The sequence below is a fragment of the Mizugakiibacter sp. genome (assembly GCF_039680435.1).
Lineage (GTDB): Bacteria > Pseudomonadota > Gammaproteobacteria > Xanthomonadales > Rhodanobacteraceae > Mizugakiibacter.
The window spans coordinates 1-26,476 of the sequence record NZ_JBDKSX010000109.1 but is presented as its reverse complement, the minus strand read 5'-3'; the positions used below and the strand labels follow the sequence as shown (position 1 = coordinate 26,476).

Genomic DNA, 26,476 nt, shown 5'->3' with positions numbered 1-26,476 from the left:
GGCGCCGGCGTTCGCTTCAGTCGATCACAGGTGCAGCGCGCAGTAGCCGCCGCCCGCGTTCACCCAGTTCTGCTGGATCAGGTAGTCCATGCCGCCCAGGTTCATGTTGGCCTTCGAGCCGTTGGCCACCGTGTATTCGGTGCCGAAGGTCCAGGCGCACTTGTCGGCGTTCTCCTGGCCGCGACGGTCGTACCACGCGTTCAGGTCCGGATCGGTGACGGCCTCTTCCAACTCGTGCGAGATGATGCTGGCCATGCCGTCCGCGCCGGCGTTGCCGTTCGGGCTGGTGGTCTGCGCCGCGCAGGACGACGGGCAGCGGTCCGGGTTGCCGATGAACGAGTACTTGATGTCGGAACCAAGGATCGAGCCGTGGGTGTGCCAGCCGCAGTACTGCGTGCAGAAGCCGGAGGTCTCGTTGACGTCCGCCGAGGTCAGCACGAAGTACACCGCGTTGGTGTCCTTCGGCAGCGCGCCCGAGCTGATCGCGTTGCTGACGATGGTCTGGATGTCGGCGTCGCCCAGCGCCGTGCCGAGCGAGTAGTTGTCGTTGGTCGCCTTGACGTAGTTGACGGCGTTGGAGACGTGGGTGTTGCTGCCGTCGTAGTAGGTGGTGTTGATGTTGAAGTAGGGCGAACCGCCCATCGACTGCGCCAGATTGGTCAGGATGGTGCCGGCGGTATTGCCGGACCAGTTGCCGTACCAGATGTAGTAGACGTTGGTGGTGCCGAGCATCACCGGACCGCCGTGATAGACGATGCCGTTGTTGGTGGTCTTGGCGCCGCCGGTCGACTTGGCGAACGCGGACGGATGCGCGAACGGCACGCCGTAGCCCTTGCCGGTCGGCGCCAGCTCCTGCTCGTCGCCGTGGGCCGCCTGCAGCACGGTGGCGGCGTGGGCGGATCCGAACAGGAACAGCGCGGACGCGAGACAGGAAACGAGAACAGTCTTGGTGAAACGCATGAGCCCCAACTCCCAGTGGTGGATGTGCAACGACGGGGTCAAGCCGAAACCGCTGCCAGCCGAGTGATGCCCGGCGTTCCCTTGGCGGTGCGGAGCACCGCTATCCGCGGCGATGGTGCCTGGCCGGCTCCACGCGTGTGCGTGGGGCACGGGCGTTGCCGCCGCGGATCCCCCTGGGAACGGCCGAAGTAGGTTCGCGTCCGTGATCTTTTGGTTATCGAATTCCGAAATTGGCTTCCGTCGCGCGGCGCCGCGCAGCGGCGGCGTGCGACGTCGACAGCAGTACGACTCCCCGCACCGGGTATAGGCCGGAAATCGGGCGGGCGGAGTAGGAATTTTTCGTAGGTCGGCGCCTGCCTGCACGCAACCGTGCCCTCACGGGGCGGGTGCTAGACTCGGCCGCCCGGGAGGCCGGCGCCGTCGGCGCGGGCGGTGCGGAGGACGGCGGGCGATGACCATCGACATGGTCGTGGACAAGGCGGAAGCGGGCGCGGGCGCCGACGAGGCGCGCGTGTGCGCGCGGCTGGTCGAGCGCGGGCGCCTGAAGGAGTCCGACCTGGCGCGCGCGCGCCGCGTCCACGAGGAATCGCCCGAGGGCACCCTGACCGCGCTGCTGACCCGCCTCGGCCTGGTGTCCGAGCGCGACATGGCGGAGACCTGGGCCGAACTGCTGGACCTGCCGCTCGTTTCCGCCAAGGACGCCCCCGAGGCGCCGCCCGAGCTGGCGTTGCCCGCGCGCTTCCTCAAGCAGCACCACGTGGTGCCGCTGGCCGAGCGCGACGGCACGCTGGAACTGCTGGTGGCCGACCCGGCCGATCCCTATCCCGCGCAGGCGGTGGCGCTGGCCGCCGGCAAGCCGGTGGCGCTGCGCGTCGGCGTGCGCGCCGAGATCGACGACCTGATCGAGCGCCACTACGGCCAGGGCCGCTCGGCGATGGGCACGATCGTCGAGAACCTTGCCGACGAGGGCGCGCGCGGCGAGGACGACATCGAGCACCTGCGCGACCTCGCCTCCGAGGCGCCGGTGATCCGCCTGGTCAACCTGCTGATCCAGCGCGCGGTCGAGCAGCGCGCCTCCGACATCCACATCGAGCCGTTCGAGAACCGCCTGAAGGTGCGTTACCGCATCGACGGCGTGCTGCACGAGGTGGAGTCGCCGCCGGCGGCCTCCACCGCGGCGGTGATCTCGCGCGTCAAGATCATGGCCAAGCTCAACATCGCCGAACGCCGCCTGCCGCAGGACGGCCGCATCATGCTGCGCGTGCAGGGCAAGGAGCTCGACCTGCGCGTGTCGACCATGCCGACCAGCTTCGGCGAGTCGGTGGTGATGCGCATCCTCGACCGCGGCAACGTGGTGTTCGACTTCGACGCGCTCGGCTTCACCGAGCCGCTGCTGTCGCGCTTCATCGAACTGCTGGAGCGGCCGAACGGCATCCTGCTGGTGACCGGCCCCACCGGCTCGGGCAAGACCACCACGCTGTACACCGCGCTGTCGCGCATCAACACGCCGGACGTCAAGATCATCACCGTCGAGGATCCGGTCGAGTACCAGCTCGAGGGCATCAACCAGATCCAGGTGAAGCCGCAGATCGGCCTGGACTTCGCCGGCGCCTTGCGCTCGATCGTGCGCCAGGACCCGGACACGATCATGATCGGCGAGATGCGCGATCTGGAAACCTGCCGCATCGCCATCCAGTCCGCGCTGACCGGCCACCTGGTGCTCTCCACGCTGCACACCAACAGCGCCGCCGGCGGCGTGACGCGCCTGCTCGACATGGGCGTGGAAGACTACCTGCTCGCCTCCACCGTCAACGGCATCCTCGCCCAGCGCCTGGTGCGCAGGCTCGATCCGGCCACCGCCGAGCCGTACGAGGCGCTGCCCGAGGTGATCGAGGAATTCCACCTCGACCGCTACACGAGCGAACGCCCGATCCGCCTGTGGCGGCCCGGCAGCTCCGCCGCCAACCCGACCGGCTACTACGGCCGCACCACGATCATGGAGCTGCTGGTGATGTCCGATCCGCTGCGCCGCCTGGTGATGCAGCGCGCCGACACCGGCCGCGTCGAGGCGCTGGCGCGCGAGGAAGGCATGCGCACGATGTACGAGGACGGCCTCGCCAAGGCGCTGTCCGGCGTCACCACGATCGAGGAAGTGCTGCGCGTGACGCAGGAGAACTGAGGTGGCGCTGTTTCGCTACCGCGCGGTCGACGCCGCCGGCGAGATCCACGACGGCGAGATGGACGCCTCTTCGGTCGAGGAGGTGGTCGCGCGGCTGCAGGACCAGGGCCAGATCCCGCTGGACGCAAGCGCCGGCGGCGCCGAGACGCACGGCACGCTGTCCGCGCTGTTCCGCCGCCAGCCGCTGGCCGGCGCGCAGCTCGCCCAGTTCACCCTGCAGTTGGCGACCCTGCTCGGCGCCGGCCAACCGCTGGACCGCGCGCTGCAATTGCTGATGGACCTGCCCGAGGGCGAGCGCGCGCAGCGCCTGATCGAGCGCGTGCGCGACCGCGTGCGCGGCGGCGCGCCGCTGTCCGACGCGCTGGAGGCCGAGCCCGGCGCGTTCCCGCGCCTGTACGTCAGCATGGTGCGCGCCGGCGAGACCGGCGGTTCGCTGGAGGAAACCCTCAAGCGCCTCGCCGAATACCTCGAACGCAGCCGCGCGCTGCGCGAGACGGTGGTCAACGCGCTGGTCTATCCCGCCTTCCTGCTGGTCGGCGTGCTCGGTTCGCTGGTGCTGCTGCTGGCCTACGTGGTGCCGCAGTTCGTGCCGATCTTCGCCGACATGAACGTCGAGATTCCTCTGGTGACGCGCGTCGTGATGGCGATCGGCACCACGCTGCGCGACTTCTGGTGGCTGCTGCTGTTGCTGCTGGCCGGCGCCGGCTACTGGCTGCGCGCGCGGCTGCGCGACCCGCAGACGCGGCGCGCCTGGGACGAGCGCCTGCTGCGCCGCCGCCTGGTCGGCCCGTTGGTGCTGAAGACCGAGACCGCGCGCCTGGCGCGCACGCTCGGCACCCTGCTGAAGAACGGCGTGTCGCTGCTGGCGGCGCTGGCGGTAGCGCGCAACGTGGTCGACAACCGCGCGCTCGCCGGCGCGCTTGATGCGGTCGCCGAGGAGGTCAAGGGCGGCGCCGGGCTCGGCCACGCGCTGACGCAGGCCGGATACTTCCCGCGCCTCGCGCTGTCCATGATCACGGTGGGCGAGGAATCGGGCACGCTCGACGCGATGCTGCTGAAAGTGGCCGACACCTTCGACCAGGAGGTGCGCAACGCCATCGACCGCCTGCTCGCCGCGCTGGTGCCGGCGCTGACCATCGTGATGGCGCTGCTGGTCGCCCTGATCATGCTGGCCGTGCTGCTGCCGCTGCTCAGCCTGACCGGCAGCATGGGTTGAGCGAGCGCGCGGACGCGCCCGCGCGGTGGCGAGAATCCGTAACCAGAACCGGCACGCCCGGTCGTTTCGTTTTCCGAGGAGATTCCCGATGCGTCTTGTTTCGTTCCGCTCCCGTCCGCGCCGCGCAGCCGGCTTCACGCTGATGGAAATGCTGGCGGTGATCGTGCTGCTCGGCATCGTCGCCGCGATCGTGGTCACCCAGGTCGGCAAGAACGTCGACAAGGGCAAGTACGGCGCCGGCAAGGCGCAGCTCGCCACGCTCGGCGTCAAGATCGAGAACTACGCGCTCGACAACGGCACGCCGCCGCAGCAGCTCGCCGACCTGGTCACGAAGCCGGCCGCCGCGCCGCATTGGAACGGCCCGTACGCCAAGGCGTCCGACCTGAACGATCCGTTCGGCCACCCGTTCGGCTACAAGTACCCCGGCGCGCACGGCAGCTTCGACGTGATCTTCTACGGCCAGGACGGCCAGCCCGGCGGCGACGGCCTGAACGCCGACGTGGGCAATTGGCAGTAAGCGGATGAGCGGGCGCCGGAGACCGGGGCGCGAAAACGCCGGGATCCGGGGGCCGCGTGCCGGCTTCGTGGCGGCGCAGCGGCTCCGTTCCGATGCGTGCGGCCGCGCGGCCGGATCGCGTGGCTTCACCCTGCTGGAGCTGCTCGCCGTGATCGTGCTGATCGGCATCGCCATCAGCGTCGCCGCGGTGGCGACCAGCCGCAGCCTGGCCGGCGCGCGCGTCGGCGCGGCCGGCCGCGATCTCGCCGCGGCGCTGCGCTGGACGCGCGCGCAGGCGATCGTGCAGCAGCGCGAGCAGGTGTTCGAACTCGACCTCGCCGCGCTGCGCTACAGCGTGCCCGGCCGCGATCCGGTGGCGCTGCCGCCGGGCATGCGCGTCGAGCTGACCACCGCCGCGCGCGAGCGCGTCGACGCGCACAGCGCCGGCATCCGCTTCTATCCCGACGGCAGCTCGACCGGCGGGCACATCACGCTGACCTCGGGCGCGCGCACCTGGCGCGTCGACGTCGGCTGGCTGACCGGCACGGTCAGCCTGGAGGACGGGGCGCCGCGCCCCGCGTCGTCATGATCGGGACTCGGGACTCCCGAAGGCCGGGACTCGGGACTCGGGACTCGGGACCCGGGTCCCGGCATTCCCGCGGCTTCAGCCTGCTCGAACTGGTCGCCGCGCTGGCGCTGTTCGCGCTGGCCTCGGCCGCGCTGTACGGCACGCTGGCGGCGTCGCTGCACGGCGGCCAGCGCGCCGCCGAAGTCAGCACGGCGACGCTGTGGGGCGAATCGCTGCTGGATACGCTGGGCATGGCCGCGCCGCTGCGGCCGGGCGTCAGCGAGGGGCGCTTCGATGCGCGCTACCGCTGGCGGCTGACGGTGGCGCCGTGGCGGCCGCCGGATGCCGCGGCATCGCCGCTGCCGCCGCCGGTCGCGCTGTACCGCGTGCAGCTCGACGTGAGCTGGGGCGCCGCCGGGTCGCCGCAGCAGATCCGCTTCAGCACCCTGCGCGCGCTGACTGCGCCGGCGGTCGGCGGCGCCGTGCCGGCGAGTGGGCCATGAGCGGCGCGCGCGCGCGTTCGCCGATGGCGCCGCCACGGCGCGCGCCTGATCGTGCCGCGACGGCGCGCGGCTTCACCCTGTTCGAAGTGCTGCTGGCGATCGCGCTGCTGGCGGTGCTGCTGGCCGGCGTCTGGGGCGGGCTGAGCGCGGCGACGCGCGCGGTGCGCTTCGGCGATGCGCGCGACGCGCGCCTCGACGCGATGCGCGCCACCCAGGATTTCCTGCGCCGCCAGTTGGCCCAGGCGCTGCCGCTGCCGTACGAGATCGACCCGCACGGCGGCCAGCCGGAAGTGTTCGACGGCGCGCCGACCAGCATGCGCTTCCTCGCGCCGCTGCCGGGCTACCTCGCGCGCGGCGGCCCGTACCTGCAGACGCTGAAGCTGGTGCGCGACGGCGACGCCTACGCGCTGACCCTCGACTACGCGCGCTGGAATGGCCCGGCCGCACGCGCGCCTGCTGCGGACGAGCCGCCGGAGGTGCTGCTCACCGGCATCCGCGGCGGCCGCTTCGCCTACCGCGGCATCGGCCGCGACGGCCGCATGGGCGAGTGGGTGCCGGCCTGGCCGCGCGCGACGCGGCCGCCGGCGCTGGTGCGCATCGAGCTGGACCTGGGCGAGCGCGGCCGCGTCGACTGGCCGGTGCTGGAGACGCCGCTGCGCCTCGGCCAGGGCGCGGTCGGGCCGGCGACGTTCAATTACGGGAAACGGCGATGAGGCGGACGCGCGGCATCGCGCTGCTGGTCGTGCTGTGGGCGGTCGCGCTCACCGCGATCCTGCTCGGCGGCTTCGCCGCGATGGCGCGCACCGAGGTGCTGCAGGCGCGCTACCAGCGCGATCACGCGGTGGCGCGCTATGCCGCCGAGGCCGGCCTGGCGCGCGCGGTGTACGCGCTGCGCGAGAACGACCCGGCGCGGCACTGGGTGGCGGACGGGCGCGCCTACGCGTTCCGCTTCGACGACGCCGAGGTGCGCATCGAGATTACCGACGAGGCCGGCAAGGTCGACCTCAACGCCGCCGATGCGCCGGCCCTGCGCCGCCTGTTCGCCGCGGCCGGCGCCGACCCCGCGCGCGTCGAGGCGCTGGCCGATGCGGTGCTGGACTGGCGCGACGTCGACGACCTGGCGCGCGCGCACGGCGCCGAAGCCGAAGCCTACCGGCGCGCACGCCTGGCGTACGGTCCGCGCAACGGCCCCTTCGTCACCCTCGACGAGCTGCGTCAGGTGCTGGGCATGGACCCCGCGCTGTACCGGCGCGTCGTCCCCGCGCTCACCCTGTGGTCGGGCCGCAACCTGCCCAACCCGACCTATGCGTCGGCGCTGGCGCTGCAGGCGCTGTCCGGCATCGATGCCGCGCGCGCCACCGGGCTGGTGACGGCGCGCCGCCAGCCGGATGCCGCCCGCCAGGGGCTGGCGCCGCTGCTGGGCGACCTGCCCGGCGCCTCCGCACTGATGGCGGCCGGCAGCAGCTTCACGCATAGTATTCGCGTGGAAGCGACGCTGCCCGACGGCGCACGCGCAATACTGCGCGCGACGTTGCGGCTGCAAGGGAGCTTGGCCGGCGCGCCGCCGTACGTGGTGCTGCGCTGGCAGGACGGGGAGGAAGGATGAAGGCCATACCGCTGGCGCTGGCGGAGCCGCTGGAGCGCGCGCGACAGGCATGGCGGCATTCGCCGCTGCCGCGCTTCTGCGCTTGGTGGGGCGGCGAACTCGCCGCATGCCTGCCGGCACGGCTGCGCGCCTGGCTGGCACGCGGGCCGGAGCTGCGCCTGCTCGAGGTCGCCGGCGACACCTTGAGCGTGGCCCGCGCCGACGATCCCGCGCCGCTGGCGCGCATCGACCTGGCCCAGCCGCCGGAAGCGCAGCGCGCCGCGCTGCGCGAGGCCTGCGCCGGCGTGGCCCCGCCCGACTTGCGCCTGGTGCTTTGCCTGCCGGCCGCGCAGGCCCTGCTGCGCCGCGTGACCCTGCCTGCCGCGACCGCGCAGCGGCTGCGCCAGGTGCTGGCGTTCGAGATGGACCGGCAGACGCCGTTCCGCGCCGACCAGGTCCATTACGACCAGCGCGTGCTCGACCTTGCCGCCGACGGCCGCACGCTGACCGCGGAATTCGCGCTGGCGCCGCGCGCCGCGCTCGATCCGCTGGTCGCGCGCGTCGAGGCGCTCGGCGCCGGCCTCGATGCGGTCGACCTGCGCGACGCCGACGGCGCGCGCCTCGGCTTCAACCTGCTGCCGGCGGACCGGCGCGCGGTGCGCCCGCATCCGCGCCGCCGGCTCAACTTCGCGCTGGCCGGCGTCGCGCTGCTGGTGCTGCTGCTGGCGATGGCGCAGTGGGTGGACAACCGCGGGCGCGCGCTGGAAAAGATGCGCGCGCAGGTCGAGGCGATGCGCGGCGACGCCGAGCAGGTGGCGCGGCTGCGCCGCACGCTCGACGATGGCGCCGCCGCCGCCGGCTTCCTCGCCGCGCGCAAGCGCGCCGCGCCGTCGATGCTGGAGCTGCTGTCCGACCTGAGCCAGCGCCTGCCGGCGACCACCTGGCTGGAGCGCTTCAGCGTCGACGCCGACGGCCGCATCGGCCTGCAGGGGCAGGCGGCGCAGGCGGCGGCGCTGATCGACCTGCTGAAAGGATCGCCAGTGCTGAGCGAGCCCAGCTTCCAGGGCGTGATCCAGCCCGACCCGCGCACCGGCAAGGAGCGTTTCTATCTCGTCGCCAAGCTGCGCCAACCTGCGGAGGCCGGTCGTGCGCCCGCTGCGTCCCGCTGAATCGCGCGCGCTCGCGCTGCTGCTGGCGCTGCTCGCGCTGGCGCTGGTCTACCTGCTGGCCGTGCACTGGTGGTTCGTCGCGCCGCAGCTCGGCATCGCGCAGGAGATGCGCGACCTGCGCGGGCAGCAGGCGCGCTACGCCGGCATCATCGCCCAGCGCGACGCGGTGCAGGCGCGGCTGAACGCGATGCAGCGCGGCGAGCGCGAGGATCGCGCGTTCCTGCCCGAAGCCGACCCCAACGCCGCCGCGGCCGCGCTGATGCAGCGCGCCATGGACGCGGTGCAGCGCCATGCCCGCGAGGGGCTCGGCTGCGACATGCCGCAGAAGATGCCGGTCTCGCGCGATCATGGCGACGAGCCGTATCGTCGGGTCAGCGTCAGCATCACGCTGCGTTGCGGAACCCAGCCGCTGACCGGCATCCTGTACGACCTGGAGGCCGGCATGCCGTACCTGTTCGTCGACGAACTGAGCGCCTACCGGCCGCCGGCCGCCGGCGGCGGCGAGGCTGCGCCGGCGCGGCTGGAAGTGCAGTTCGTGCTGTCCGGCTACATCCGCCAACCCGCTGCCGCCGCGCCGCCGTGAACGCCGCCGACCATGTCCGCCTGACCCCCGCGCTGGCCGTCGTCTGCGCGGCGCTGGCGCTGCTGCTGCTCGGGCTGTGGGCCGGGCTGGGCCGCGGCGTGCGCTGGTCGGCGCCGACCGCACCGCCGCCGCTGGCCGGCGCGGGCCAGGCCGCCGCCGCGGCGCCGCGGCTGGCCGGCGTCGACCGCTACGCCGCGATCTGGCAGCACCCGCTGTTCAGCGAGGACCGCCAGCCGGAGCCGCAGGCCGCCGGCGGCGGCGAGGCCGGGCCGGCGATCGGCCAACTGGTGCTGACCGGCGTGATGCTGACCCCGCAACTGCACGCGGCGCTGCTGCACGACGCCGCCGGCAACAAGAGCTACGTGGTTCGCGAAGGCAGCGCGCTGCCCGACGGCAGTTGGACCCTGCGCGAGCTGAAGCCGCGCGGCGCCACCTTCGTCAACGGCCGCGGCGAACGCGCCGAACTCGAACTGAAGGTGGCCCCGGTCAGCCCGCAGCGCGGCGCGCCGCCGCACGACGCGGGCGCCGCCGTGCCGGGCCCCGGGCCCGGCCCGGAGGCCGCGCCCGCGCAGAAACCCGAGCCGATGGGCGAGGGCGGCGTGCAGGTGCAGCAGGTCGCGCCCGCATCGAGCGCTTCGATGCCCGAGGCGCCTGCGCCGATTCCGCTGCGGCCGCAGGCGGACGCTTCCGCCGCCGAAACGCCCGACGCCGCCGCCGCGGCGCGCGTGCAGGCCCTGAAACAACGTATCGAAGAGCGTCGCCGCCGCATGGAACAGCGACCGCAACCGCAGAACGCCGATGGAGGCACGCCGTGAACCCGCCGCGTATCACCCGTATTGTCATCCTGGCGCTCGCCGTCGCTCTCGTCGGCTGCGCCACCACCCCGGGATCGACGGCGCGCGACTACTCGCTCGAGCGCGAGGCCGTCGCCGGCACCGGCGCCCATGCGCCAGTAGCGCCGGCTGCGGGCCCGCTGCGCGGCGAAGGCGCCGCCGAAGCGCGGCCCGGCGGCGCCGACGTGCGCCTCGGCAGCGGCCAGTTCGTCAACCCGCAGGCGGCACGGCCGCGGCGTGCGGTCGAGGCGGCCGGCGGCGGCCAGGTCGTGTTCAACTTCGAAAACCAGCCGATCCAGGCCGTGGTCAAGGCGGTCCTCGGCGACCTGCTCAAGGTCAACTACAGCATCGCGCCCGGCGTGCAGGGCAGCGTCACCTTCGCCACCGCGCAGCCGATCGGCGGCGACGAGGTGCTGCCGGTGCTGGAGATGCTGCTGTCCTGGACCGACAACGCGCTGGTGCGCCAGGACGGCCGCTACGTGGTGCTGCCGCTGAAGCAGGCCACCACCGGCTACCTGATCCCGGGCCTGGGCGCGGCGGCGCCGGCCGACGGCTTCGCCGCGCGGCTGTATCCGCTGCGCTACATCTCCGCCACCGAGATGCAGAAGCTGCTCAAGCCGTTCGCGCGGCCGGAGGCGTTCCTGCTGGTCGATGCGGCGCGCAACCTGCTGGTGATGGCCGGCACGCCGGCGGAACTGGCCAGCTACCAGCGCAGCGTGCAGATCTTCGACGTCGACTGGCTGCGCGGCATGTCGGTCGGCGTCTACAGCCTGCAGCACGCGCAGGTCGGCGACCTGATGCCGGAGCTGGAGAAGATGTTCGGCCCGAAGGGCGACACGCCGCTGGCCGGCATGCTGCGCTTCATCCCGATCGAGCGCACCAACGCGATCGTGGTGATCTCGCCGCAACCGGCCTACCTCGAGGAAATGCGCGAGTGGATCGCGCGCATCGACAACGGCGGCGGCAACGACGCGCAGCTCTACGTCTACGACGTCAAGAACGTCAAGGCGACCGACCTCGCCGGCTACCTCAACAGCATCTACAACGGCGCCGCGCCGCCGCAGCACGAGACGACCGCCGGTCGCGTCGGCCCGGGGCTGCAGGCGACCAGCATGGAAGGCGGCACCGACAGCCAGAAGCAGGGCATGGGCGCGATCGGCCAGCAGACCACGCTGCGCCAGCGCAGCACGGCCGCCGCGCCGGCGACGCCCGCCGCGGCCGCGGCGACGACGGGCGACAGCGGCATGAGCTTCACCGCGGTCGACGAGAACAACCAACTGCTGGTGCGCTGCCGGCCCGGGCAGTGGAGCGACATCCAGGCCGCGATCCGCCGCCTCGACAACGTGCCGCTGCAGGTGCAGATCGAAACGCGCATCCTCGAGGTGCAGCTCACCGGCGAGTTCCGCTTCGGCGTGCAGTGGTACCTCGGCGGCCTGGTCGGCAACACCGACCAGAGCGGCAACGCGCCGCCGAACGGCAACCAGTACGGCCGCCGCCACAGCGGTGCCGCCGGCCTCGGCGGCACCAAGTACAACTCCGCCGCTGACGCGCTGTTCTATTCGTTCATCAGCAAGGACGTGCAGGGCGTGCTGCGCGCGCTGGAATCGACCGGCAACACCAAGGTGCTGTCGGCGCCTTCGCTGGTGGTGCTGAACAACCAGGAGGCGACGATCCAGGTCGGCGACCGCATCCCGATCACGCAGACCTTCATCACCTCGACCACGGTCGGCACCACCAACGCCAGCGGCGCCACCACCGTGCCGGCGCAGGGCGAGGTGCAGTACCTCGACACCGGCGTGATCCTCGACGTGGTGCCGCGCGTCAATCCGGGCGGCCTGGTCTACCTCGACATCCAGCAGCAGGTGAGCACGCCGGGCACGCCCAACCTGCAGGGCAATCCGCCGATCTCGCAGCGTGCGATCAGCACCCAGGTCGCGGTGCAGAGCGGCGAGACGGTGCTGCTCGGCGGCTTGATCCAGCAGAACGAGCTGGTCAACGACAACGGCCTGCCGTGGGTCAGCCGCGTGCCGGTGGTCGGGCGCCTGTTCGGCACCACCGACCGCACGCGCAACCGCACCGAGCTGATCGTGCTGATCACGCCGCGGGTGATCACCAACAGCGCGGAGGCGCGCCAGGTCACCGACGAATACCAGCGCAAGTTCGAATCGCTGGCGCCGCTGCGCACCGAGATGGAGCGCCTGCGGCCGTCGGCGCCGCCGCCCGCCGCGCCGTCCGCGGCCGGCCCGCAGGACGGCGGGCCCTGAGCGCCGGCGACCCGGGCGACCGCCGCGCGCGCACGCCGCGGTTGCCCGCAGGCGAGGACGCCGGCGCGCCGCGGGTCAGCGTGATCGTGGTCGCGGCCGACAGCGGCCCGGCCCTGCTGGAGTGCGCGGCGCGCGCGCTGGCCGGCGGCGTCGCCGTCGAGTTCGTGCTGGTCGACAACGCCTCGGCCGACGGCATGCCGGAGGCGCTCGAGCGCGCGCACGCCGGCGACGCGCGCGTGCGCGTGCTGCGCAATGGCGCCAACCTCGGCTTCGGCGCGGCGGTCAACCGCGGCGCGGCGCAGGCGCGCGGCGAGGCGCTGCTGGTGCTCAACCCCGACTGCATGCTGGAGCGCGACACGCTGGCGCGCCTGCTGGCGGTGCTGGGCGCGCACCCCGATGCCGGCCCGATCGGCGCGGTGGTGTGCGACGCCGACGGCCGCCCCGATCCCGCCTCGCGGCGGCGCGATCCGCTGCTGCGCCGTGCGCTGATGACGCTGACCGGGCTGGCCGCGCGCGAAGCGCGCGACGCGCGCTTCGCCGGCGTCAACGTGCCGGGGCCGATGCCGCGGGGCGTCGAGCGCGAGGAGGCGGTCTCCGGCGCGCTGATGCTGCTGCCGCGGCGCGTGTTCGAGGCGCTGGGCGGCTTCGACGAGGGCTACTTCCTGCACTGCGAGGATCTCGACCTGTGCCGGCGCGCGCGCGATGCCGGCTACGCGGTGCTGCTCGCCGGCGACGTGCGCGTGCTGCACGGCAAGGGCGGTTCCAGCCGGCACCGGCCCGCGTTCGTCGCCTGGCACAAGCACCGCGGCATGTGGCGCTGGTTCCGCAAGTTCGATCCGTCCGCGCGCCATCCGCTGCCGGCGGGGCTGGTCTGGCTGGGACTGTGGGCGCACTACGCGCTGCTGCTGCCGCGCTATGCGTTCACGGCGTGGCGGCATCGCCGGCGCGCGGCGTGAGCGCCGTGCGCCGGCGGCCATGCTCGCCGCGTCCGCGGTTATCCTGATTCCCGTCCCTGCACGGAGGCTCCGATGAGCTCGTCCCCGTCCACCGTGCGCATGCACGGTTTCCGCTACTACGACCTGCTGGTTGGCGGCATGGTCGCCGTGCTGCTGTGTTCGAACCTGATCGGCCCGGCCAAGGTGTGCACGATCACCCTGCCGCTGCTCGGCGCGCTCAGCTTCGGCGCCGGCAACCTGTTCTTCCCGGTCAGCTACATCTTCGGCGACGTGCTGACCGAGGTGTACGGCTATGCGCGCGCGCGCCGCGCGATCTGGGCCGGCTTCGGCGCGCTGGTGTTCGCCACGCTGATGTCGCAGGCGATCATCCGCATGCCGCCCAGCCCGCTGGAGCCGTTCAACGCGCAGTTGCAGCCGGCGCTGGAGCTGGTGTTCGGCAATACCTGGCGGATCGCGCTGGCCTCGCTGGTCGCCTACTGGCTGGGCGACTTCGCCAACTCGTTCGTGCTGGCCAAGATGAAGCTGTGGACGCGCGGGCGCTGGCTGTGGACGCGCACGATCGGCTCGACCCTGGTCGGCCAGGGCATCGACAGCCTGACCTTCTACCCGATCGCCTTCATCGGCATCTGGGAAGGCCAGACCATCCTCAAGGTGATCGCTTTCAACTGGGCGATGAAGGTGCTGGTCGAGGTGGTGTTCACGCCGATCACCTATGCCGTGGTCGGCTTCCTCAAGGTGCGCGAGGGCGTCGATACCTACGACGAGCGCACCCGCTTCACCCCGTTCAGCCTGAAGGACGAGGGCGAGGTGCGCGCGCTGCGTTGAGGCGCCGCTTCAGCGGCAGCGGTTGATCGCGTCGCGCAGCGATTGCGCGGCGGCGCGCGCGGCGTCGGCGAAATCCTCGCCCTGCGAGGCGTACAGGATCGCGCGCGAGGAGCTGATCAGCAGGCCGGAGCCGGCCGCGGTGCGGCCGTTGCGCACCACCGCCTCGACGTCGCCGCCCTGCGCGCCGACGCCGGGCACCAGCAACGGCAGCTCGCCGACGATGCGGCGCACGTCGGCCAGTTCCCCGGGATAGGTCGCGCCGACCACCAGCAGGCAGTTGCCGTTCGCGTTCCATCCGCGCGCGACCGTCGCGGCGACGTGCTGGTACAGCCGGCGCTCGCCGCCCGCGGCGTCGCGCACGAGGAGGTCCTGCAGGTCGCGCGCGCCGGGGTTGGAGGTGCGGCACAGCAGCACCGCGCCCTTGTCGGCGCGGTCGAGGAACGGCTGCACCGAATCGCGGCCGAGGTAGGGGTTCAGCGTGACCGCGTCGGCGCCGTAGCGGTCGAATGCCTCCTGCGCGTAGTAGGCGGCGGTGCTGCCGATGTCGCCGCGCTTGGCGTCGAGGATCACCGGTACGCCCGGATGCTTCGCGTGGATGTGCGCGATCAGGCGCGCCAGCGCGTCTTCCGCGCCGCGCGCGGCGAAGTGCGCGATCTGCGGCTTGAACGCGCAGACCATATCGGCGGTGGCATCGACGATGTCGCGGCAGAACGCGAAGATCGCATCGGGCGCGTCGCGCAGGTGCGCCGGGAACCGCGCGGGCTCGGGGTCGAGGCCGACGCAGACCAGCGAGTCGTTGCGCGCCCAGGCCTGGGCCAATGTCTGCATGAAGCCCATCGCTACGCTCCCTCTGTTGCGGTCCGCTTCGGTCCGCCATCCCGGCTTGCGCCGGAATGACGAGGGGTTGCCACGCTTCCCCCGAGCCCCGAGTCCAAAGCCTCAGCCGATCTTCTTGTACCGCACCCGATGCGGCCTGGCCGCTTCCTCGCCGAGGCGGCGCTTCTTGTCGGCCTCGTATTCCTGGTAGTTGCCCTGGAAGAACTCGACGTGCGAGTCGCCCTCGAAGGCGAGGATGTGCGTGGCGATGCGGTCGAGGAACCAGCGGTCGTGCGAGATCACGATCGCGCAGCCGGGGAATTCCAGCAGCGCTTCTTCCAGCGCGCGCAGCGTCTCCACGTCGAGGTCGTTGGACGGCTCGTCGAGCAGCAGCACGTTGCCGCCGGCCATCAGCGTCTTCGCCAGGTGCAGGCGGCCGCGCTCGCCGCCGGAGAGCTGGCCGACGACCTTCTGCTGGTCGGCGCCCTTGAAGTTGAAGCGGCCGATGTAGGCGCGCGAGGGCGTCTCGTACTTGCCGACGGTGATGATGTCGGCGCCGCCGGAGATTTCCTGCCAGACCGTCTTGGCGCCGTCCAGCGCGTCGCGCGACTGGTCGACGTAGGCGAGCTTGACGGTGTGGCCCATCACGATCTCGCCGCTGTCCGGCTGTTCCTTGCCGGTGATCATGCGCATCAGCGTGGACTTGCCGGCGCCGTTCGGGCCGATCACGCCGACGATCGCGCCGGGCGGGATCTTGAACGACAGGTCGTCGATCAGCAGGCGGTCGCCGAACGCCTTGCCGACGTTCTTGAACTCGATCACCAGGTCGCCGAGGCGCTCGCCCGGCGGGATGTAGATCTCGTTGGTCTCGTTGCGCTTCTGGTAGTCGACCGCGTTCAGTTCCTCGAAGCGGGCCAGGCGCGCCTTGCCCTTGGACTGGCGGCCCTTGGCGGCGGAACGCACCCACTCCAGCTCGCGCTCGATGGCCTTCTGGCGCGCCTTCTCGCTGGCTTCTTCCTGCTTCAGGCGCTGGTCCTTCTGCTCCAGCCAGGAGCTGTAGTTGCCCTTCCACGGGATGCCGCGGCCGCGGTCCAGCTCGAGGATCCACTCGGCGGCGTTGTCGAGGAAGTAGCGGTCGTGGGTGACCGCGACGACCGTGCCCGGGAACTGCTGCAGGAACTGCTCCAGCCATTCCACCGATTCCGCGTCGAGGTGGTTGGTCGGCTCGTCCAGCAGCAGCATGTCCGGCTTGGACAGCAGCAGGCGGCACAGCGCCACGCGGCGCTTCTCGCCGCCGGAGAGGTTGGCGATCTTCGCGTCCCACGGCGGCAGGCGCAGCGCGTCGGCGGCGATCTCCAACTGGCGTTCCAGCGTATGCGCGTCGCCGGCGGCGAGGATGCCTTCCAGGCGCGCCTGCTCGGCGGCCAGCTTGTCGAAGTCGGCGCCTTCCTCGGCGTAGGCGGCGTACACCGCCTCCAGCTGCTTCTGCGCATCGAGGATCTCGGACACGCCTTCCTCGACGCACTCGCGCACGGTCTTGGCCGGGTCGAGCCGGGGTTCCTGCTCCAGGTAGCCGATCTTGATGCCGGGCTGCGGGCGCGCCTCGCCGTTGTACTCGCCATCGACGCCGGCCATGATGCGCAGCACCGTCGACTTGCCCGCGCCGTTCAGGCCCAGCAGGCCGATCTTGGCGCCGGGGAAGAAGCTCAGCGAGATGTCCTTGATGATCTCGCGCTTCGGGGGCACGACCTTGCTGACCCCGATCATGGTGTAGATGTACTGCATGGACGCTCCGGACGGTGGCGGTGCCGCCGCGCCTGACTGGGGGCGCGCAGCGGCGGAGACAAGCCCGGCATTATCGCCCAGCCGCCCGCGCTCTGCCACCGCGGCCTAGGCTTAAACCCGCGCCTGGACTATCATTTCCGCCTTGGTCCACCGCTCCCGCCGAGGTTCCGAATGTTCTCCAGCAGCATGCGCATCGCCGGCTACGACGGCGAATTGGCCCAGGCCATCGCCGACGAAGCCCGCCGCCAGGAAGACCACGTCGAGCTGATCGCCTCGGAGAACTACGCCAGCCCGCGCGTGCTGGAGGCGCAGGGCAGCGTGCTGACCAACAAGTACGCGGAAGGCTATCCGGGCAAGCGCTACTACGGCGGCTGCGAGTATGTCGACGTCGCCGAGCGCCTCGCCATCGAGCGCCTGAAGCAACTGTTCGACTGCGATTACGCCAACGTGCAGCCGCACTCCGGCTCGCAGGCCAACCAGGCGGTGTACTTCGCGCTGCTCAAGCCGGGCGACACCATCCTCGGCATGAGCCTGGCGCACGGCGGCCATCTCACCCACGGCGCCAAGGTCAACCTGTCCGGCAAGATCCTCAACGCCGTGCAGTACGGCGTCGATGCGAACGGCCTGGTCGACTACGCCGAGGTCGAGCGCCTCGCGCTCGAGCACAAGCCGAAGATGATCGTGGCCGGCTTCAGCGCGTACTCGCAGGTGATGGACTGGGCGCGCTTCCGCGCCATCGCCGACAAGGTCGGCGCCTACCTGTTCGTCGACATGGCGCACGTCGCCGGGCTGGTCGCCGCGGGCGTCTATCCCAGTCCGCTGCCGCACGCGCACGTGGTCACCTCGACCACGCACAAGACCCTGCGCGGCCCGCGCGGCGGCATCATCGTGGCCAGCCGCAAAGCAAGCGGCGGCGCCGGCGAGGAGATCGAGAAGAAGCTGCAGTCGATCGTGTTCCCCGGCATCCAGGGCGGCCCGCTGATGCACGTGATCGCGGCCAAGGCGGTCGCCTTCAAGGAGGCGCTGCAGCCGGAGTTCAAGGCCTACCAGGCGCAGGTCGTGAAGAACGCCAAGGCGATGGCGAAGGCGTTCATGGCGCGCGGCTACAAGATCGTCTCCGGCGGCACCGAGAACCACCTGATGCTGATCGACCTGATCGGCCGCAGCGTCACCGGCAAGGACGCGGAAGCCGCGCTCGGCAAGGCGCACATCACGGTCAACAAGAACGCCGTGCCGAACGACCCGCAGAAGCCGTTCGTCACCTCCGGCCTGCGCGTCGGCACCCCGGCCGTGACCACGCGCGGCTACAAGGAGGCGGACGTGACCGAGCTGGCGAACTGGATCTGCGACGTGCTGGACGCGCCCAACGACGACCAGGTGATCGCCGCCGTGCGCGGGAAGGTCACGGCGCAGTGCGCGCGGTTCCCGGTGTATGGCTGAGCGCGCGGGACCCGGGACGCGGGACGCGGGGCTCGGCAGAGCCACGCGTCGCCGGTGTCTCGGCCCGTTCGTGCGCAAACCCTTGCGTTGCCGCGCGAGCGCGCCACGCGCCGCACGCGGCCTGCCGTCCCCGGGCCCCGCGTCCCGGGTCCCGAGTCCCGGCCCTCGCTGATGCACTGCCCCTTCTGCCAGCACGAAGACACCCGCGTGATCGATTCGCGGCTGGCCGATGACGGCAGCACCGTGCGGCGCCGGCGCGAGTGCGAGAAGTGCGGCGAGCGCTTCAACACCTTCGAGACCGCCGAGCTGAAGCTGCCGGCGGTGATCAAGAGCGACGGCCGCCGCGAGGCGTTCGACGAGCACAAGCTGCGGGTCAGCTTCGAGCGCGCGCTGCAGAAGCGCCCGGTGGCCAGCGACGCGGTCGAGAACGCGGTGCATGCGGTGGTGCACGACCTGCGCACCAGCGGCGAGCGCGAGATTCCGTCGATGCATGTCGGCGAGCTGGTGATGCGCGAGCTGAAGCTGCTCGACCAGGTCGCCTACGTGCGCTTCGCCTCGGTGTATCGCCGCTTCGAGGACGTGCAGGCGTTCCGCGAGGAGATCGAGCGCCTCGAGCGCGACCTGCCGGCGATGGAGGGCCTGCAGTTGCCGCTGCTGGGCGAAGCGGCGCCGGGCAAGGGCAAGCGCTGAGCCGGATCGGGTCGGGTGAAAAGACGACGGGCGGGTTCGTGCGCCGTCCATCCCGGGGGGGGATGGGGCTACGGCCCCGGCCGCCGGGAGCGGATCGCGGCCGAAGCCGCGCCCACATCGCGAACCACATCGCCATGCCAACCTGCGGACCGAAATGCTGAGCGTGTTTTCCGCCCTCGACCATGCGCACATGGCGCGCGCGCTGCGCCTCGCCGGGCGCGGCCTGTTCACGACGCAGCCCAATCCGCGCGTCGGCTGCGTGCTGGCGCGCGGCGAGGAAGTCGTCGGCGAAGGCTGGCACGAACGCGCGGGCGAGCCGCACGCCGAGGCGCACGCGCTGCGCGCCGCCGGCGCACGCGCGCGCGGCGCCACCGCCTACGTCACCCTGGAGCCGTGCGCGCACCACGGCCGCACGCCGCCGTGCGCGGACGCGCTGGTCGAGGCCGGCGTGGCGCGCGTGGTGATCGCCGCCGAGGATCCGAATCCGCGTGTCGACGGCCGCGGCGTGGAGAGGCTGCGCGCGGCCGGCATCGCCGTCGCGTCCGGCCTGATGCGCGACGCCGCGCGCGAGATCAATCGCGGCTTTTTCTGCCGCCTCGAACGCGGCCGGCCGTGGCTGCGGATCAAGCTGGCGACGAGCCTGGACGGCCGCACCGCGCTGGCGAACGGCGAATCGAAATGGATCACCGGCGAAGCCGCGCGCGCCGACGTGCAGCGCTGGCGCGCGCGCAGTTCGGCGATCCTCACCGGCAGCGGCACGGTGCTCGCCGACGATCCGCACCTGACCGTGCGCCTGGCTGCCCTTGTTCCCCTCTCCCCAGCGGGGAGAGGGCAGGGTGAGGGGGGCGGACGCGGCGCGTCCGCCGATTCCACGGATACCGCACGAGAGGCCGCCTTCGCGGTGACTTTTCCTCACCCCAGCCCTCTCCCCGGCGGGGATAGGGAGGCAAGCGCCACGATGGCATTCGCGCCGCCGCTGCGCGTGGTGCTGGACCGCACGCTGCGCACGCCGGCGTCGGCACATGTACTCGACGCCAGCGCGCCTGCCCTGCTGCTGCACGCGCCGGATGCGGTGCGTCCCGCACGCCTCGCCGCTGTCGAGTGCGCACCGGTGGCAACGCGCGACGGCCGCCTCGACCTCGATGCCGCGCTGCGCCTGCTGGCCGCGCGCGAGGTCAACGAGGTGCAGGTCGAGGCCGGGCCGACCCTGGCCGGCGCGCTGTTCGCCGCCGGCCTGGTCGACGAACTGCTGCTCTATGTCGCGCCGGTGCTGCTCGGCGACCTGGCGCGACCGTTGCTGCACCTGCCGCCGCTTGCGGAAATGGCGGGGCGCAAGTCGTTGCGGGTCGTTGACCAACGCATGGTCGGCACCGACATCCGTCTGCTGCTGCGCCCGATGTGACGCCCGGCGGCTCAGGCATTGAAGTCGATGGCGAGCTTGCCGAAATGGCGGCCGGCGACCAAGTGCTCGAAGGCCGCGCGCAGCTGCGCAAAGCCGAAGACGCGGTCGATCTCCGGCTCCAGGCCGGTCGCTTCGATGGCCGCCACCATCCGTTCGTGCGCTTCCAGCGGGGCGACCGAAATCCCCTGCAGATGCACACGCTTGAGCACCACCTTGGACAGCGGCAGCGTCGCGTCCATCCCGCCGATCCAGCCGAGCACGGCGATGAAGCCGTGCATGCGCACGGCATCCAGCGACTGCGCCAGGGTGGCCGCGCCGATCGTCTCGATCACCGCATCCACGCCCGCGCCGCCCGTGGCCTCGCGCACCAGCGCACCCCACTGCGGGTGCTTCGAGTAATTGATGCCGACGTCGGCGCCCAGCGCCTTGGCGCGATCCAGCTTGTCGTCGCTGGACGAAATCATGATCGTCCGCGCGCCGCGCAACTTGGCGAACTGCAGCGCGAACAGCGAAACGCCGCCGGTGCCGAGCAGCAGCACTGTCTGGCCCGTGGTGATGCGGGCCAGCTCCAGCGCCTGCCAGGCGGTAAGCGCGGCGATCGGCAGGGTGGCCGCCTGCAAGCTGCTCAGGTGGCCGGGCGCGCGCGCGAGCGAATACTGGTCGAAGCAGGCGAGCTCGCGCATCACGCCCGGATACGGGGCGCCGATCTCGGCACCTTCCCATTCCGGGCGCATGGCGCCGGCGATCCAGCGCGACTTGTAGAACGTCGTGACGCCGTCGCCGGGCTTGAAGCGGGTCACCGCTTCGCCGACCTCCAGCACCGTGCCGGCGCCGTCGGACACCGGCACGATCGGCAGCTGTACGCCGCGATACAGCTGCCCGCTGACCAGCATGTAGTCGCGGAAGTTGAGCGAGGCTGCCTCCATGCGAACCAGCACCCCGTTCGGGCCGGGGCGTGGGGCGGACAGGTCGACCTGCTGCAGGTGATCGAGGCCGAAGGCGGAAAGCTCGATGGCACGCATGGCGTGGCTCCGTGGGGGGACGAAGCAGATGATCGGGCCGCGATCGAGCGGTGATAATCCACACCAATGGTCGAACTTCTATTCGCGCAATGAATCAATCCTTCGAACTCACGCCAACCCGCCTGCGCGAACTGCGGGCGTTCGCCGCCGCGGCGCGCAGGCTGAATTTCTCTCGGGCGGCGATCGAGGTCGGCTGCACCCCGTCGGTGCTCAGCCGGCGCATCGCCGCGCTGGAAGATGCGGTCGGCCAGCGCCTGTTCCTGCGCACCACGCGGCGCATGGCGCTGACCGCGCGCGGCGAGCTGCTGCTGGCGCAGTGGCAGCGCATGGAGGCGGCGATGATCGACATGGCCGCGGACCTGCGACCCACGGACGGGGCGCTGGCCGGCCGGCTGTGCGTGCACCTGCCGTCGAACTACGGCCGCAACCGGATTGCGCCGCTGCTGGCTGCCTTCATGCGCAAGCATCCCGGGGTGCGCATCGAGGCGGTTTACGACGACAGCTACGTTGACTTGGTCGCGGCCCGGGTGGACCTCGCGGTGCGCGTGGGCCGCCTCGCCGACGCGCAGCTGCGCGCGCGCCGGGTCGGCACGATGCGCATTTTTCTCTGCGCGTCGCCCGCCTATCTCGCGTCGGCGCCGCCCTTGCGCGGTCCCGCGGATCTGCGCGCGCACCGCTGCATCGCCTTCAGCGGCTACCGCACGGGTACGCTGTGGCCGTTCAGCCAGGGCCGCCGCCGGCGGTCGGTGCGGATCGACCCGGTATTGAGCTGCAACGACGCCCAGGCCATCCGCGATGCGCTGCTGGCCGGCGTGGGCATCGGCCAGCAGGGGGATTACATGGCCGATGCGCTGCTGGCCGAGGGCCGGCTGGTCGAGGTGCTGCCGGGCTGGCAATTGCCCGCGATGCCGGTGCACCTGCTGTGGCTGCCGGGTGCGGACCGCGCGCCGGCGGTGCGGGGGTTGATCGACCACCTGGCCGAGGCGCTGGCGCGGGCCTGAGCCGAATCGGGGTGCTAAACTGGCGCGGCCGGGCTTTCCGGCGATCGACGACGTCTTCAGGGCGGGGCGAAATTCCCCACCGGCGGTAGGTTTCCGGGGCGACCCGGCGACGAGCCCGCGAGCGCTTCCATGTCGATGGAAGGTCAGCAGATCCGGTGCGAAGCCGGAGCCGACGGTTGGATGCCGCGCGAGCGGCGTCCTCACAGTCCGGATGAAAGAAGACGGTCGGACGTGCGGCCCCGCGCCGCGCGTCGGCCTCATGCCTTGAGGCGTTCTCGCGGACGCTCGTGCGGAGAACGTTTCATGTCCCATCGCGTTTCCACGCAGCGCGTCGCCTCCCGGCGGGAGGCGCGCTGATGTTCACCGGCATCGTGCAGGCGGTCGGCCGCGTCGCGCGCCTGGAGGCGCGCGGCGGCGACGTGCGCCTGGGCGTCGAGGCGCCCGCGCTCGACTTCGCCGACGTGCGCCTCGGCGACAGCATCGCCGTGTCCGGCGTGTGCCTGACCGTGGTCGAACTGGACGGCACGCGCTTCGCCGCCGACGTCTCCAACGAGACGCTGGCGCTGACCACGCTCGGCAAGCTGAAGCCGGGCGATCCGGTGAACCTGGAGAAGGCGCTGCGCCTGGCCGACCGCCTCGGCGGGCATCTCGTCTCCGGCCACGTGGACGGCGTCGGCACGGTGATCGAGGTGCGACCGGACGCGCGCTCGCAGCGCTGGACATTCGAGGCGCCGGCGGCGCTGGCGCGTTACGTCGCGACCAAGGGCTCCATCTGCATCGACGGCGTCAGCCTCACCGTCAACGCGGTCGAAGGCCGCCGCTTCGGCGTCAACCTGATCCCGCACACGGTCGAGCACACCGCGTTCCGCGCGCGCCGCCCAGGCGATGCGGTCAACCTCGAGGTCGACCTGGTCGCGCGCTATGTCGAGCGCCTGCTGGGCGCGAGCGACGCGCCGAAGCTGGACGAGACGTTTCTCAGGCGCCACGGCTTTGCCCGAGGGGGAGATCGAGAAACGAGTGGATAGGCCCGGCAAACGAGGGAAAGCCGGCACCCCGCAATTCACCCCTCCTCGTTTCTCACTCCTCCCCACTCGTTTTTGCCTTCAGAGCATTGCGCCATGAGCTTCGACAGCATCCCGGACATCCTCGACGACCTCCGTGCCGGCCGCATGGTCGTGATCCTCGACGACGAGGACCGCGAGAACGAGGGCGACCTGATCATGGCGGCCGAGAAGGTGCGGCCCGAGGACATCAACTTCATGGCGCGCGAGGCGCGCGGCCTGATCTGCCTGGCGCTGACCGAGCAGCGCTGCCGCCAGCTCGGGTTGCGGCCGATGGTCAGCGACAACACCTCGCCGTACCACACCAACTTCACCGTCTCGATCGAGGCGGCGGAAGGCGTCACCACCGGCATCTCCGCCTACGACCGCGCGCACACGGTGCGCACCGCGGTGCGCCGCGACGCACGACCGGAGGATCTGACCCAGCCGGGGCACATCTTCCCGCTGACCGCGCAGCCGGGCGGCGTGCTGACCCGCGCCGGCCACACCGAGGCGGCCAGCGACCTCGCCGGCCTGGCCGGCTGCGAGCCAGCCGGCGTGCTGGTCGAGGTACTGCACGAGGACGGCAGCATGGCGCGCCGGCCGGAGCTGGAGGCGTTCGCGAAGAAGCACGGCCTCAGGATCGGCACCATCGCCGACCTGATCCGCTACCGCCTGGAGACCGAGCAGACCGTGCAGCGCGTGCACGCCGAGACCGTCGACACCGAGTTCGGCGCGTTCCGCCTGGTCGCCTACCGCGACCTGCTGAAGCGCGGCCTGCACTTCGCGCTGGTGCGCGGCACGATCGACGACGACGCGCCGGTGCTGGCGCGCGTGCACGTGCGCAACACGCTGTCCGACGTGCTGCACCTGCGCCGCGACGATCTCGGCCTGACCGTCACCGCGGCGCTGCGCCGCATCGCCGCCGAGGACCGCGGCGTGGTGGTGGTGCTGTCCGGCGAGGACACCGCCGAGGCGCTGCTCGGCCGCCTCGCGCGGCAGGCGCCGGCCGAGGACAAGGGCGCCGCGCAGCAGCAGTGGCGCCAGCTCGGCCTCGGCGCGCAGATCCTCGCCGATCTCGGCGCGCGCCGGCTGCGCGTGCTGGGCACGCCGCGCCGGCTGGTCGGCCTGGCCGGCTTCGGCCTCGAGGTGATCGAGCAGGTCGAGGCCTGAGCGGCGCCCGGCGCGCGGGGCGGCCGGAAAGCACTTCCGCGACAGTCTGTTAGACTGGCGCCCTTTTTCCCACGGACCGCCCGCCATGAAGGTCATCGAAGGCGATTTCGCCGCGCCCAAGGGTCGCTTCGCGCTGGTCGCGGCGCGCTTCAACGGCTTCATCGTCGAGTCGCTGGTGGCCGGCGCGCGCGATGCGCTGGTGCGCCACGGCGTGGCCGAGGACGCGATCGACCTGATCCGCGTGCCCGGCGCCTGGGAGCTCGCGCAGGCGGCCGAGCGCGTGGCCAAGTCCGGCCGGTATGCGGCGGTGGTCGCGCTGGGTTGCGTGATCCGCGGCGCCACCCCGCACTTCGACTTCGTCGCCGGCGAAGCCGCCAAGGGCCTGGCCCAGGCCGCGCACGCCTCCGGCGTGCCGGTCGCGTTCGGCGTGCTGACCACCGACACCATCGAGCAGGCGATCGAGCGCGCCGGCACCAAGGCCGGCAACAAGGGCGCCGACGCGGCGCTGGCCGCGCTCGAGATGGTCAACCTGTACGCGCGGCTGTGATGGAAGCGCGGCGTCCCGAAGGCATCGACCTGGCCGCGCGCTCGCGTGCGCGCCGGCGCGCGCTGCAGGCGCTGTACGCCTGGCAGATCGGCGGCAACACGATGACCGCGATCATCGACGAGTTCCGCCACGAGCAGGACATGGAGATCGCCGATCTCGAATACTTCGAGGACCTGCTGCGCGGCGTCGAGCGCCACTGCGCCGAGCTGGACGAGGGCCTGCGTCCGTTCCTCGACCGCGACATGCCGCAGGTGGATCCGATCGAGCGCGCGGTGCTGCGCCTCGCCGCCTACGAACTGAAGCATCGCCTGGACGTGCCCTACCGCGTGGTGCTGAACGAGGCCATCGAAACCACCAAGCGCTTCGGTTCCGAGCACGGCCACACCTACGTCAACGGCGTGCTCGACAAGCTGGCCGCGCAGTGGCGCGAGGTCGAGTACCGCGGCGGCGGACGCTGAGCGGCGGCGCCGTCGGCGTGCGGAACCTGCGGGAGCGCGACATGCGCCCGCGGGCGCGGCAGGGAGCCGGGTCGCCGGATGATTTCTTTTCCTTTTCCCGTTGGCGGGAGAGGGGCGCTGGTGCCGCGCGGATTCGCAGTCGGCACGCTTGCCGGTATCGTGCGGGGCGCCGCATGTCTGCGAGGGTGGTTGATTGGGCGAGTTCGATCTGATCGAGGCGATCCGGGCGCGCGCCGCGCAGGGCCGCGAGGACGTGCGCCTCGGCATCGGCGACGACGCCGCGCTGGTCGCGCCGCCGGCAGGGCACGAGCTGGCGATCTGCGTCGACACGCTGGTCGAGGGCGTGCATTTCCCGCCCGGCACCGCGCCCGAGGATCTCGGCTGGAAGGCGCTGGCGGTGAACCTGTCCGACCTCGCCGCGATGGGCGCGACGCCGGCCTGGGCGCTGCTGGCGCTGACCCTGCCCGCCGCCGACGCGCGCTACGTCGAGCGCTTCGCCGACGGCTTCGCGCAGCTCGCGCGCGCACACAAGCTCGCGCTGATCGGCGGCGACACCACGCAGGGCCCGCTCAGCGTCACCGTGACCGCGCTCGGCTTCGTGCCGGAAGGCTGCGCGCTGCGCCGCGCCGGCGCGCGGCCGGGCGACGCGGTGTTCGTGACCGGCACGCTGGGCGACGCCGCCGCCGGCTTGCGCTGCCTCGATCGCGCCGATCCGCGCGCGGACCGCCTGCTGAACGCGCCGCCGGGCACGCGCGAGCACTTGCTGGCGCGACTGAACCGGCCGGCGCCGCGCGTCGCCGCCGGGCTCGCGCTGCGCGGCGCGGCGTCGGCGTGCATCGACGTCTCCGACGGCCTGCTCGCCGACCTCGGCCACGTCTGCACGGCGAGCGGCGTGGGCGCGGAAATCGACGCTTCCACCCTGCCGATGTCCTCCGCGCTGCTGACCCTGTTCGACGACGACGCGC

General features: G+C 72.1%; 26 protein-coding genes and 1 riboswitch. Of the genes, 22 read left to right on the top strand and 4 right to left on the bottom strand.

The window, feature by feature from the left end; genetic code table 11:
• Nucleotides 1–24 precede the first annotated feature (24 nt).
• On the bottom strand, nt 25–960 hold the full coding sequence (locus ABFC67_RS11775; RefSeq protein ID WP_346738221.1) for a hypothetical protein: 936 nt from the start codon (nt 958–960) through the stop codon (nt 25–27).
• Between the two features lie 463 nt (nt 961–1,423).
• Between ABFC67_RS11775 and gspE the strand changes: the two genes are divergently transcribed.
• The 13 genes from gspE to ABFC67_RS11710 all read left to right on the top strand — a co-directional run bounded on the left by gspE (nt 1,424) and on the right by ABFC67_RS11710 (nt 14,137).
• Nucleotides 1,424–3,139 (top strand): type II secretion system ATPase GspE, encoded by a 1,716-nt coding sequence (gene gspE, locus ABFC67_RS11770; RefSeq protein WP_346738234.1) that lies wholly within the window; start codon nt 1,424–1,426, stop codon nt 3,137–3,139.
• 1 nt (nt 3,140) lies between these two features.
• On the top strand, nt 3,141–4,355 hold the full coding sequence (gene gspF / locus ABFC67_RS11765) for a type II secretion system inner membrane protein GspF (protein WP_346738220.1): 1,215 nt from the start codon (nt 3,141–3,143) through the stop codon (nt 4,353–4,355).
• Between the two features lie 88 nt (nt 4,356–4,443).
• The gene (gene gspG, locus ABFC67_RS11760) at nt 4,444–4,872 is read left to right on the top strand and encodes a type II secretion system major pseudopilin GspG (protein ID WP_346738219.1); all 429 of its coding nucleotides are present in this window, start codon (nt 4,444–4,446) and stop codon (nt 4,870–4,872) included.
• 67 nt (nt 4,873–4,939) lie between these two features.
• On the top strand, nt 4,940–5,440 hold the full coding sequence (locus ABFC67_RS11755; protein WP_346738218.1) for a GspH/FimT family pseudopilin: 501 nt from the start codon (nt 4,940–4,942) through the stop codon (nt 5,438–5,440).
• A complete protein-coding gene (locus tag ABFC67_RS11750) occupies nt 5,437–5,922 on the top strand; it encodes a prepilin-type N-terminal cleavage/methylation domain-containing protein (protein WP_346738217.1) in 486 nt (161 codons plus the stop codon). Before ABFC67_RS11755 ends, ABFC67_RS11750 begins: the two co-directional genes overlap by 4 nt.
• Nucleotides 5,919–6,635 (top strand): prepilin-type N-terminal cleavage/methylation domain-containing protein, encoded by a 717-nt coding sequence (locus ABFC67_RS11745; protein ID WP_346738216.1) that lies wholly within the window; start codon nt 5,919–5,921, stop codon nt 6,633–6,635. The genes ABFC67_RS11750 and ABFC67_RS11745 overlap by 4 nt, the downstream gene beginning before the upstream one ends.
• Nucleotides 6,632–7,528, top strand: coding sequence for a type II secretion system protein GspK (locus ABFC67_RS11740; protein WP_346738215.1), 897 nt, complete (start codon nt 6,632–6,634; stop codon nt 7,526–7,528). Before ABFC67_RS11745 ends, ABFC67_RS11740 begins: the two co-directional genes overlap by 4 nt.
• Nucleotides 7,525–8,676 carry a PilN domain-containing protein gene (locus ABFC67_RS11735; RefSeq protein ID WP_346738214.1) on the top strand — a complete coding sequence of 384 codons (1,152 nt, stop codon included), beginning with the start codon at nt 7,525–7,527 and terminating at the stop codon, nt 8,674–8,676. The genes ABFC67_RS11740 and ABFC67_RS11735 overlap by 4 nt, the downstream gene beginning before the upstream one ends.
• Complete coding sequence (gspM, locus tag ABFC67_RS11730; RefSeq protein WP_346738213.1) at nt 8,654–9,259, top strand: type II secretion system protein GspM; 606 nt, start codon at nt 8,654–8,656, stop codon at nt 9,257–9,259. Before ABFC67_RS11735 ends, gspM begins: the two co-directional genes overlap by 23 nt.
• The gene (locus ABFC67_RS11725; protein WP_346738212.1) at nt 9,256–10,074 is read left to right on the top strand and encodes a hypothetical protein; all 819 of its coding nucleotides are present in this window, start codon (nt 9,256–9,258) and stop codon (nt 10,072–10,074) included. The genes gspM and ABFC67_RS11725 overlap by 4 nt, the downstream gene beginning before the upstream one ends.
• Complete coding sequence (gene gspD / locus ABFC67_RS11720; RefSeq protein WP_346738211.1) at nt 10,071–12,356, top strand: type II secretion system secretin GspD; 2,286 nt, start codon at nt 10,071–10,073, stop codon at nt 12,354–12,356. Before ABFC67_RS11725 ends, gspD begins: the two co-directional genes overlap by 4 nt.
• 41 nt (nt 12,357–12,397) lie before the next feature.
• Nucleotides 12,398–13,312 (top strand): glycosyltransferase family 2 protein, encoded by a 915-nt coding sequence (locus ABFC67_RS11715; protein WP_346738210.1) that lies wholly within the window; start codon nt 12,398–12,400, stop codon nt 13,310–13,312.
• A 72-nt stretch (nt 13,313–13,384) separates the two neighbouring features.
• On the top strand, nt 13,385–14,137 hold the full coding sequence (locus tag ABFC67_RS11710) for a queuosine precursor transporter (RefSeq protein WP_346738209.1): 753 nt from the start codon (nt 13,385–13,387) through the stop codon (nt 14,135–14,137).
• 9 nt (nt 14,138–14,146) lie between these two features.
• Here ABFC67_RS11710 and pyrF read toward each other — a convergent pair whose 3' ends face one another.
• Together pyrF and ettA are read right to left on the bottom strand one after the other, a co-directional pair.
• The gene (gene pyrF, locus ABFC67_RS11705) at nt 14,147–14,974 is read right to left on the bottom strand and encodes an orotidine-5'-phosphate decarboxylase (protein WP_346738208.1); all 828 of its coding nucleotides are present in this window, start codon (nt 14,972–14,974) and stop codon (nt 14,147–14,149) included.
• Between the two features lie 102 nt (nt 14,975–15,076).
• Nucleotides 15,077–16,738 (bottom strand): energy-dependent translational throttle protein EttA, encoded by a 1,662-nt coding sequence (gene ettA, locus ABFC67_RS11700; protein ID WP_346738207.1) that lies wholly within the window; start codon nt 16,736–16,738, stop codon nt 15,077–15,079.
• Nucleotides 16,739–16,909: 171 nt separating this feature from the next.
• On the opposite strand from ettA, the gene glyA reads away from it, so the two are divergent.
• The 3 genes from glyA to ribD all read left to right on the top strand — a co-directional run bounded on the left by glyA (nt 16,910) and on the right by ribD (nt 20,270).
• The gene (glyA, locus tag ABFC67_RS11695) at nt 16,910–18,178 is read left to right on the top strand and encodes a serine hydroxymethyltransferase (protein ID WP_346738206.1); all 1,269 of its coding nucleotides are present in this window, start codon (nt 16,910–16,912) and stop codon (nt 18,176–18,178) included.
• Between the two features lie 171 nt (nt 18,179–18,349).
• Nucleotides 18,350–18,868 (top strand): transcriptional regulator NrdR, encoded by a 519-nt coding sequence (gene nrdR / locus ABFC67_RS11690; protein WP_346738205.1) that lies wholly within the window; start codon nt 18,350–18,352, stop codon nt 18,866–18,868.
• 154 nt (nt 18,869–19,022) lie between these two features.
• Nucleotides 19,023–20,270: a bifunctional diaminohydroxyphosphoribosylaminopyrimidine deaminase/5-amino-6-(5-phosphoribosylamino)uracil reductase RibD gene (gene ribD / locus ABFC67_RS11685; RefSeq protein WP_346738204.1), complete on the top strand. Its 1,248-nt coding sequence runs from the start codon at nt 19,023–19,025 to the stop codon at nt 20,268–20,270.
• An 11-nt stretch (nt 20,271–20,281) separates the two neighbouring features.
• Here the strand turns inward: ribD and ABFC67_RS11680 are convergent, their stop codons facing one another.
• A complete protein-coding gene (locus tag ABFC67_RS11680; RefSeq protein WP_346738203.1) occupies nt 20,282–21,292 on the bottom strand; it encodes an NAD(P)-dependent alcohol dehydrogenase in 1,011 nt (336 codons plus the stop codon).
• A gap of 89 nt (nt 21,293–21,381) precedes the next feature.
• Between ABFC67_RS11680 and ABFC67_RS11675 the strand changes: the two genes are divergently transcribed.
• The 6 genes from ABFC67_RS11675 to thiL all read left to right on the top strand — a co-directional run.
• Nucleotides 21,382–22,293 (top strand): LysR family transcriptional regulator, encoded by a 912-nt coding sequence (locus tag ABFC67_RS11675; protein ID WP_346738202.1) that lies wholly within the window; start codon nt 21,382–21,384, stop codon nt 22,291–22,293.
• Between the two features lie 48 nt (nt 22,294–22,341).
• A riboswitch (FMN riboswitch) is annotated at nt 22,342–22,520 on the top strand.
• A 129-nt stretch (nt 22,521–22,649) separates the two neighbouring features.
• Nucleotides 22,650–23,318 carry a riboflavin synthase gene (locus tag ABFC67_RS11670; RefSeq protein WP_346738201.1) on the top strand — a complete coding sequence of 223 codons (669 nt, stop codon included), beginning with the start codon at nt 22,650–22,652 and terminating at the stop codon, nt 23,316–23,318.
• 93 nt (nt 23,319–23,411) lie between these two features.
• Entirely contained in the window at nt 23,412–24,506 is a 1,095-nt protein-coding gene (gene ribB / locus ABFC67_RS11665; RefSeq protein WP_346738200.1) for a 3,4-dihydroxy-2-butanone-4-phosphate synthase, read from the top strand.
• Between the two features lie 85 nt (nt 24,507–24,591).
• Nucleotides 24,592–25,053, top strand: coding sequence for a 6,7-dimethyl-8-ribityllumazine synthase (ribE, locus tag ABFC67_RS11660; RefSeq protein WP_346738199.1), 462 nt, complete (start codon nt 24,592–24,594; stop codon nt 25,051–25,053).
• A complete protein-coding gene (gene nusB, locus ABFC67_RS11655; RefSeq protein WP_346738198.1) occupies nt 25,053–25,511 on the top strand; it encodes a transcription antitermination factor NusB in 459 nt (152 codons plus the stop codon). The genes ribE and nusB overlap by 1 nt, the downstream gene beginning before the upstream one ends.
• Before the next feature lie 193 nt (nt 25,512–25,704).
• Nucleotides 25,705–26,476 (top strand): thiamine-phosphate kinase (thiL, locus tag ABFC67_RS11650; RefSeq protein WP_346738197.1); only part of this gene is annotated, 772 nt, incomplete at its 3' end.

Coding starts and splice junctions, on each gene's coding strand:
- ribB (WP_346738200.1), top strand. CDS start 23,412: ATGAGCTTCGACAGCATCCCGGACATCCTCGACGACCTCCGTGCCGGC.
- pyrF (WP_346738208.1), bottom strand. CDS start 14,974: ATGGGCTTCATGCAGACATTGGCCCAGGCCTGGGCGCGCAACGACTCG.
- ABFC67_RS11750 (WP_346738217.1), top strand. CDS start 5,437: ATGATCGGGACTCGGGACTCCCGAAGGCCGGGACTCGGGACTCGGGAC.
- nusB (WP_346738198.1), top strand. CDS start 25,053: ATGGAAGCGCGGCGTCCCGAAGGCATCGACCTGGCCGCGCGCTCGCGT.
- ABFC67_RS11670 (WP_346738201.1), top strand. CDS start 22,650: ATGTTCACCGGCATCGTGCAGGCGGTCGGCCGCGTCGCGCGCCTGGAG.
- ABFC67_RS11775 (WP_346738221.1), bottom strand. CDS start 960: ATGCGTTTCACCAAGACTGTTCTCGTTTCCTGTCTCGCGTCCGCGCTG.
- ribD (WP_346738204.1), top strand. CDS start 19,023: ATGCTGAGCGTGTTTTCCGCCCTCGACCATGCGCACATGGCGCGCGCG.
- ABFC67_RS11710 (WP_346738209.1), top strand. CDS start 13,385: ATGAGCTCGTCCCCGTCCACCGTGCGCATGCACGGTTTCCGCTACTAC.
- nrdR (WP_346738205.1), top strand. CDS start 18,350: ATGCACTGCCCCTTCTGCCAGCACGAAGACACCCGCGTGATCGATTCG.
- ettA (WP_346738207.1), bottom strand. CDS start 16,738: ATGCAGTACATCTACACCATGATCGGGGTCAGCAAGGTCGTGCCCCCG.
- ABFC67_RS11745 (WP_346738216.1), top strand. CDS start 5,919: ATGAGCGGCGCGCGCGCGCGTTCGCCGATGGCGCCGCCACGGCGCGCG.
- ribE (WP_346738199.1), top strand. CDS start 24,592: ATGAAGGTCATCGAAGGCGATTTCGCCGCGCCCAAGGGTCGCTTCGCG.
- glyA (WP_346738206.1), top strand. CDS start 16,910: ATGTTCTCCAGCAGCATGCGCATCGCCGGCTACGACGGCGAATTGGCC.
- ABFC67_RS11735 (WP_346738214.1), top strand. CDS start 7,525: ATGAAGGCCATACCGCTGGCGCTGGCGGAGCCGCTGGAGCGCGCGCGA.
- gspG (WP_346738219.1), top strand. CDS start 4,444: ATGCGTCTTGTTTCGTTCCGCTCCCGTCCGCGCCGCGCAGCCGGCTTC.
- gspE (WP_346738234.1), top strand. CDS start 1,424: ATGGTCGTGGACAAGGCGGAAGCGGGCGCGGGCGCCGACGAGGCGCGC.
- ABFC67_RS11680 (WP_346738203.1), bottom strand. CDS start 21,292: ATGCGTGCCATCGAGCTTTCCGCCTTCGGCCTCGATCACCTGCAGCAG.
- ABFC67_RS11675 (WP_346738202.1), top strand. CDS start 21,382: ATGAATCAATCCTTCGAACTCACGCCAACCCGCCTGCGCGAACTGCGG.
- ABFC67_RS11740 (WP_346738215.1), top strand. CDS start 6,632: ATGAGGCGGACGCGCGGCATCGCGCTGCTGGTCGTGCTGTGGGCGGTC.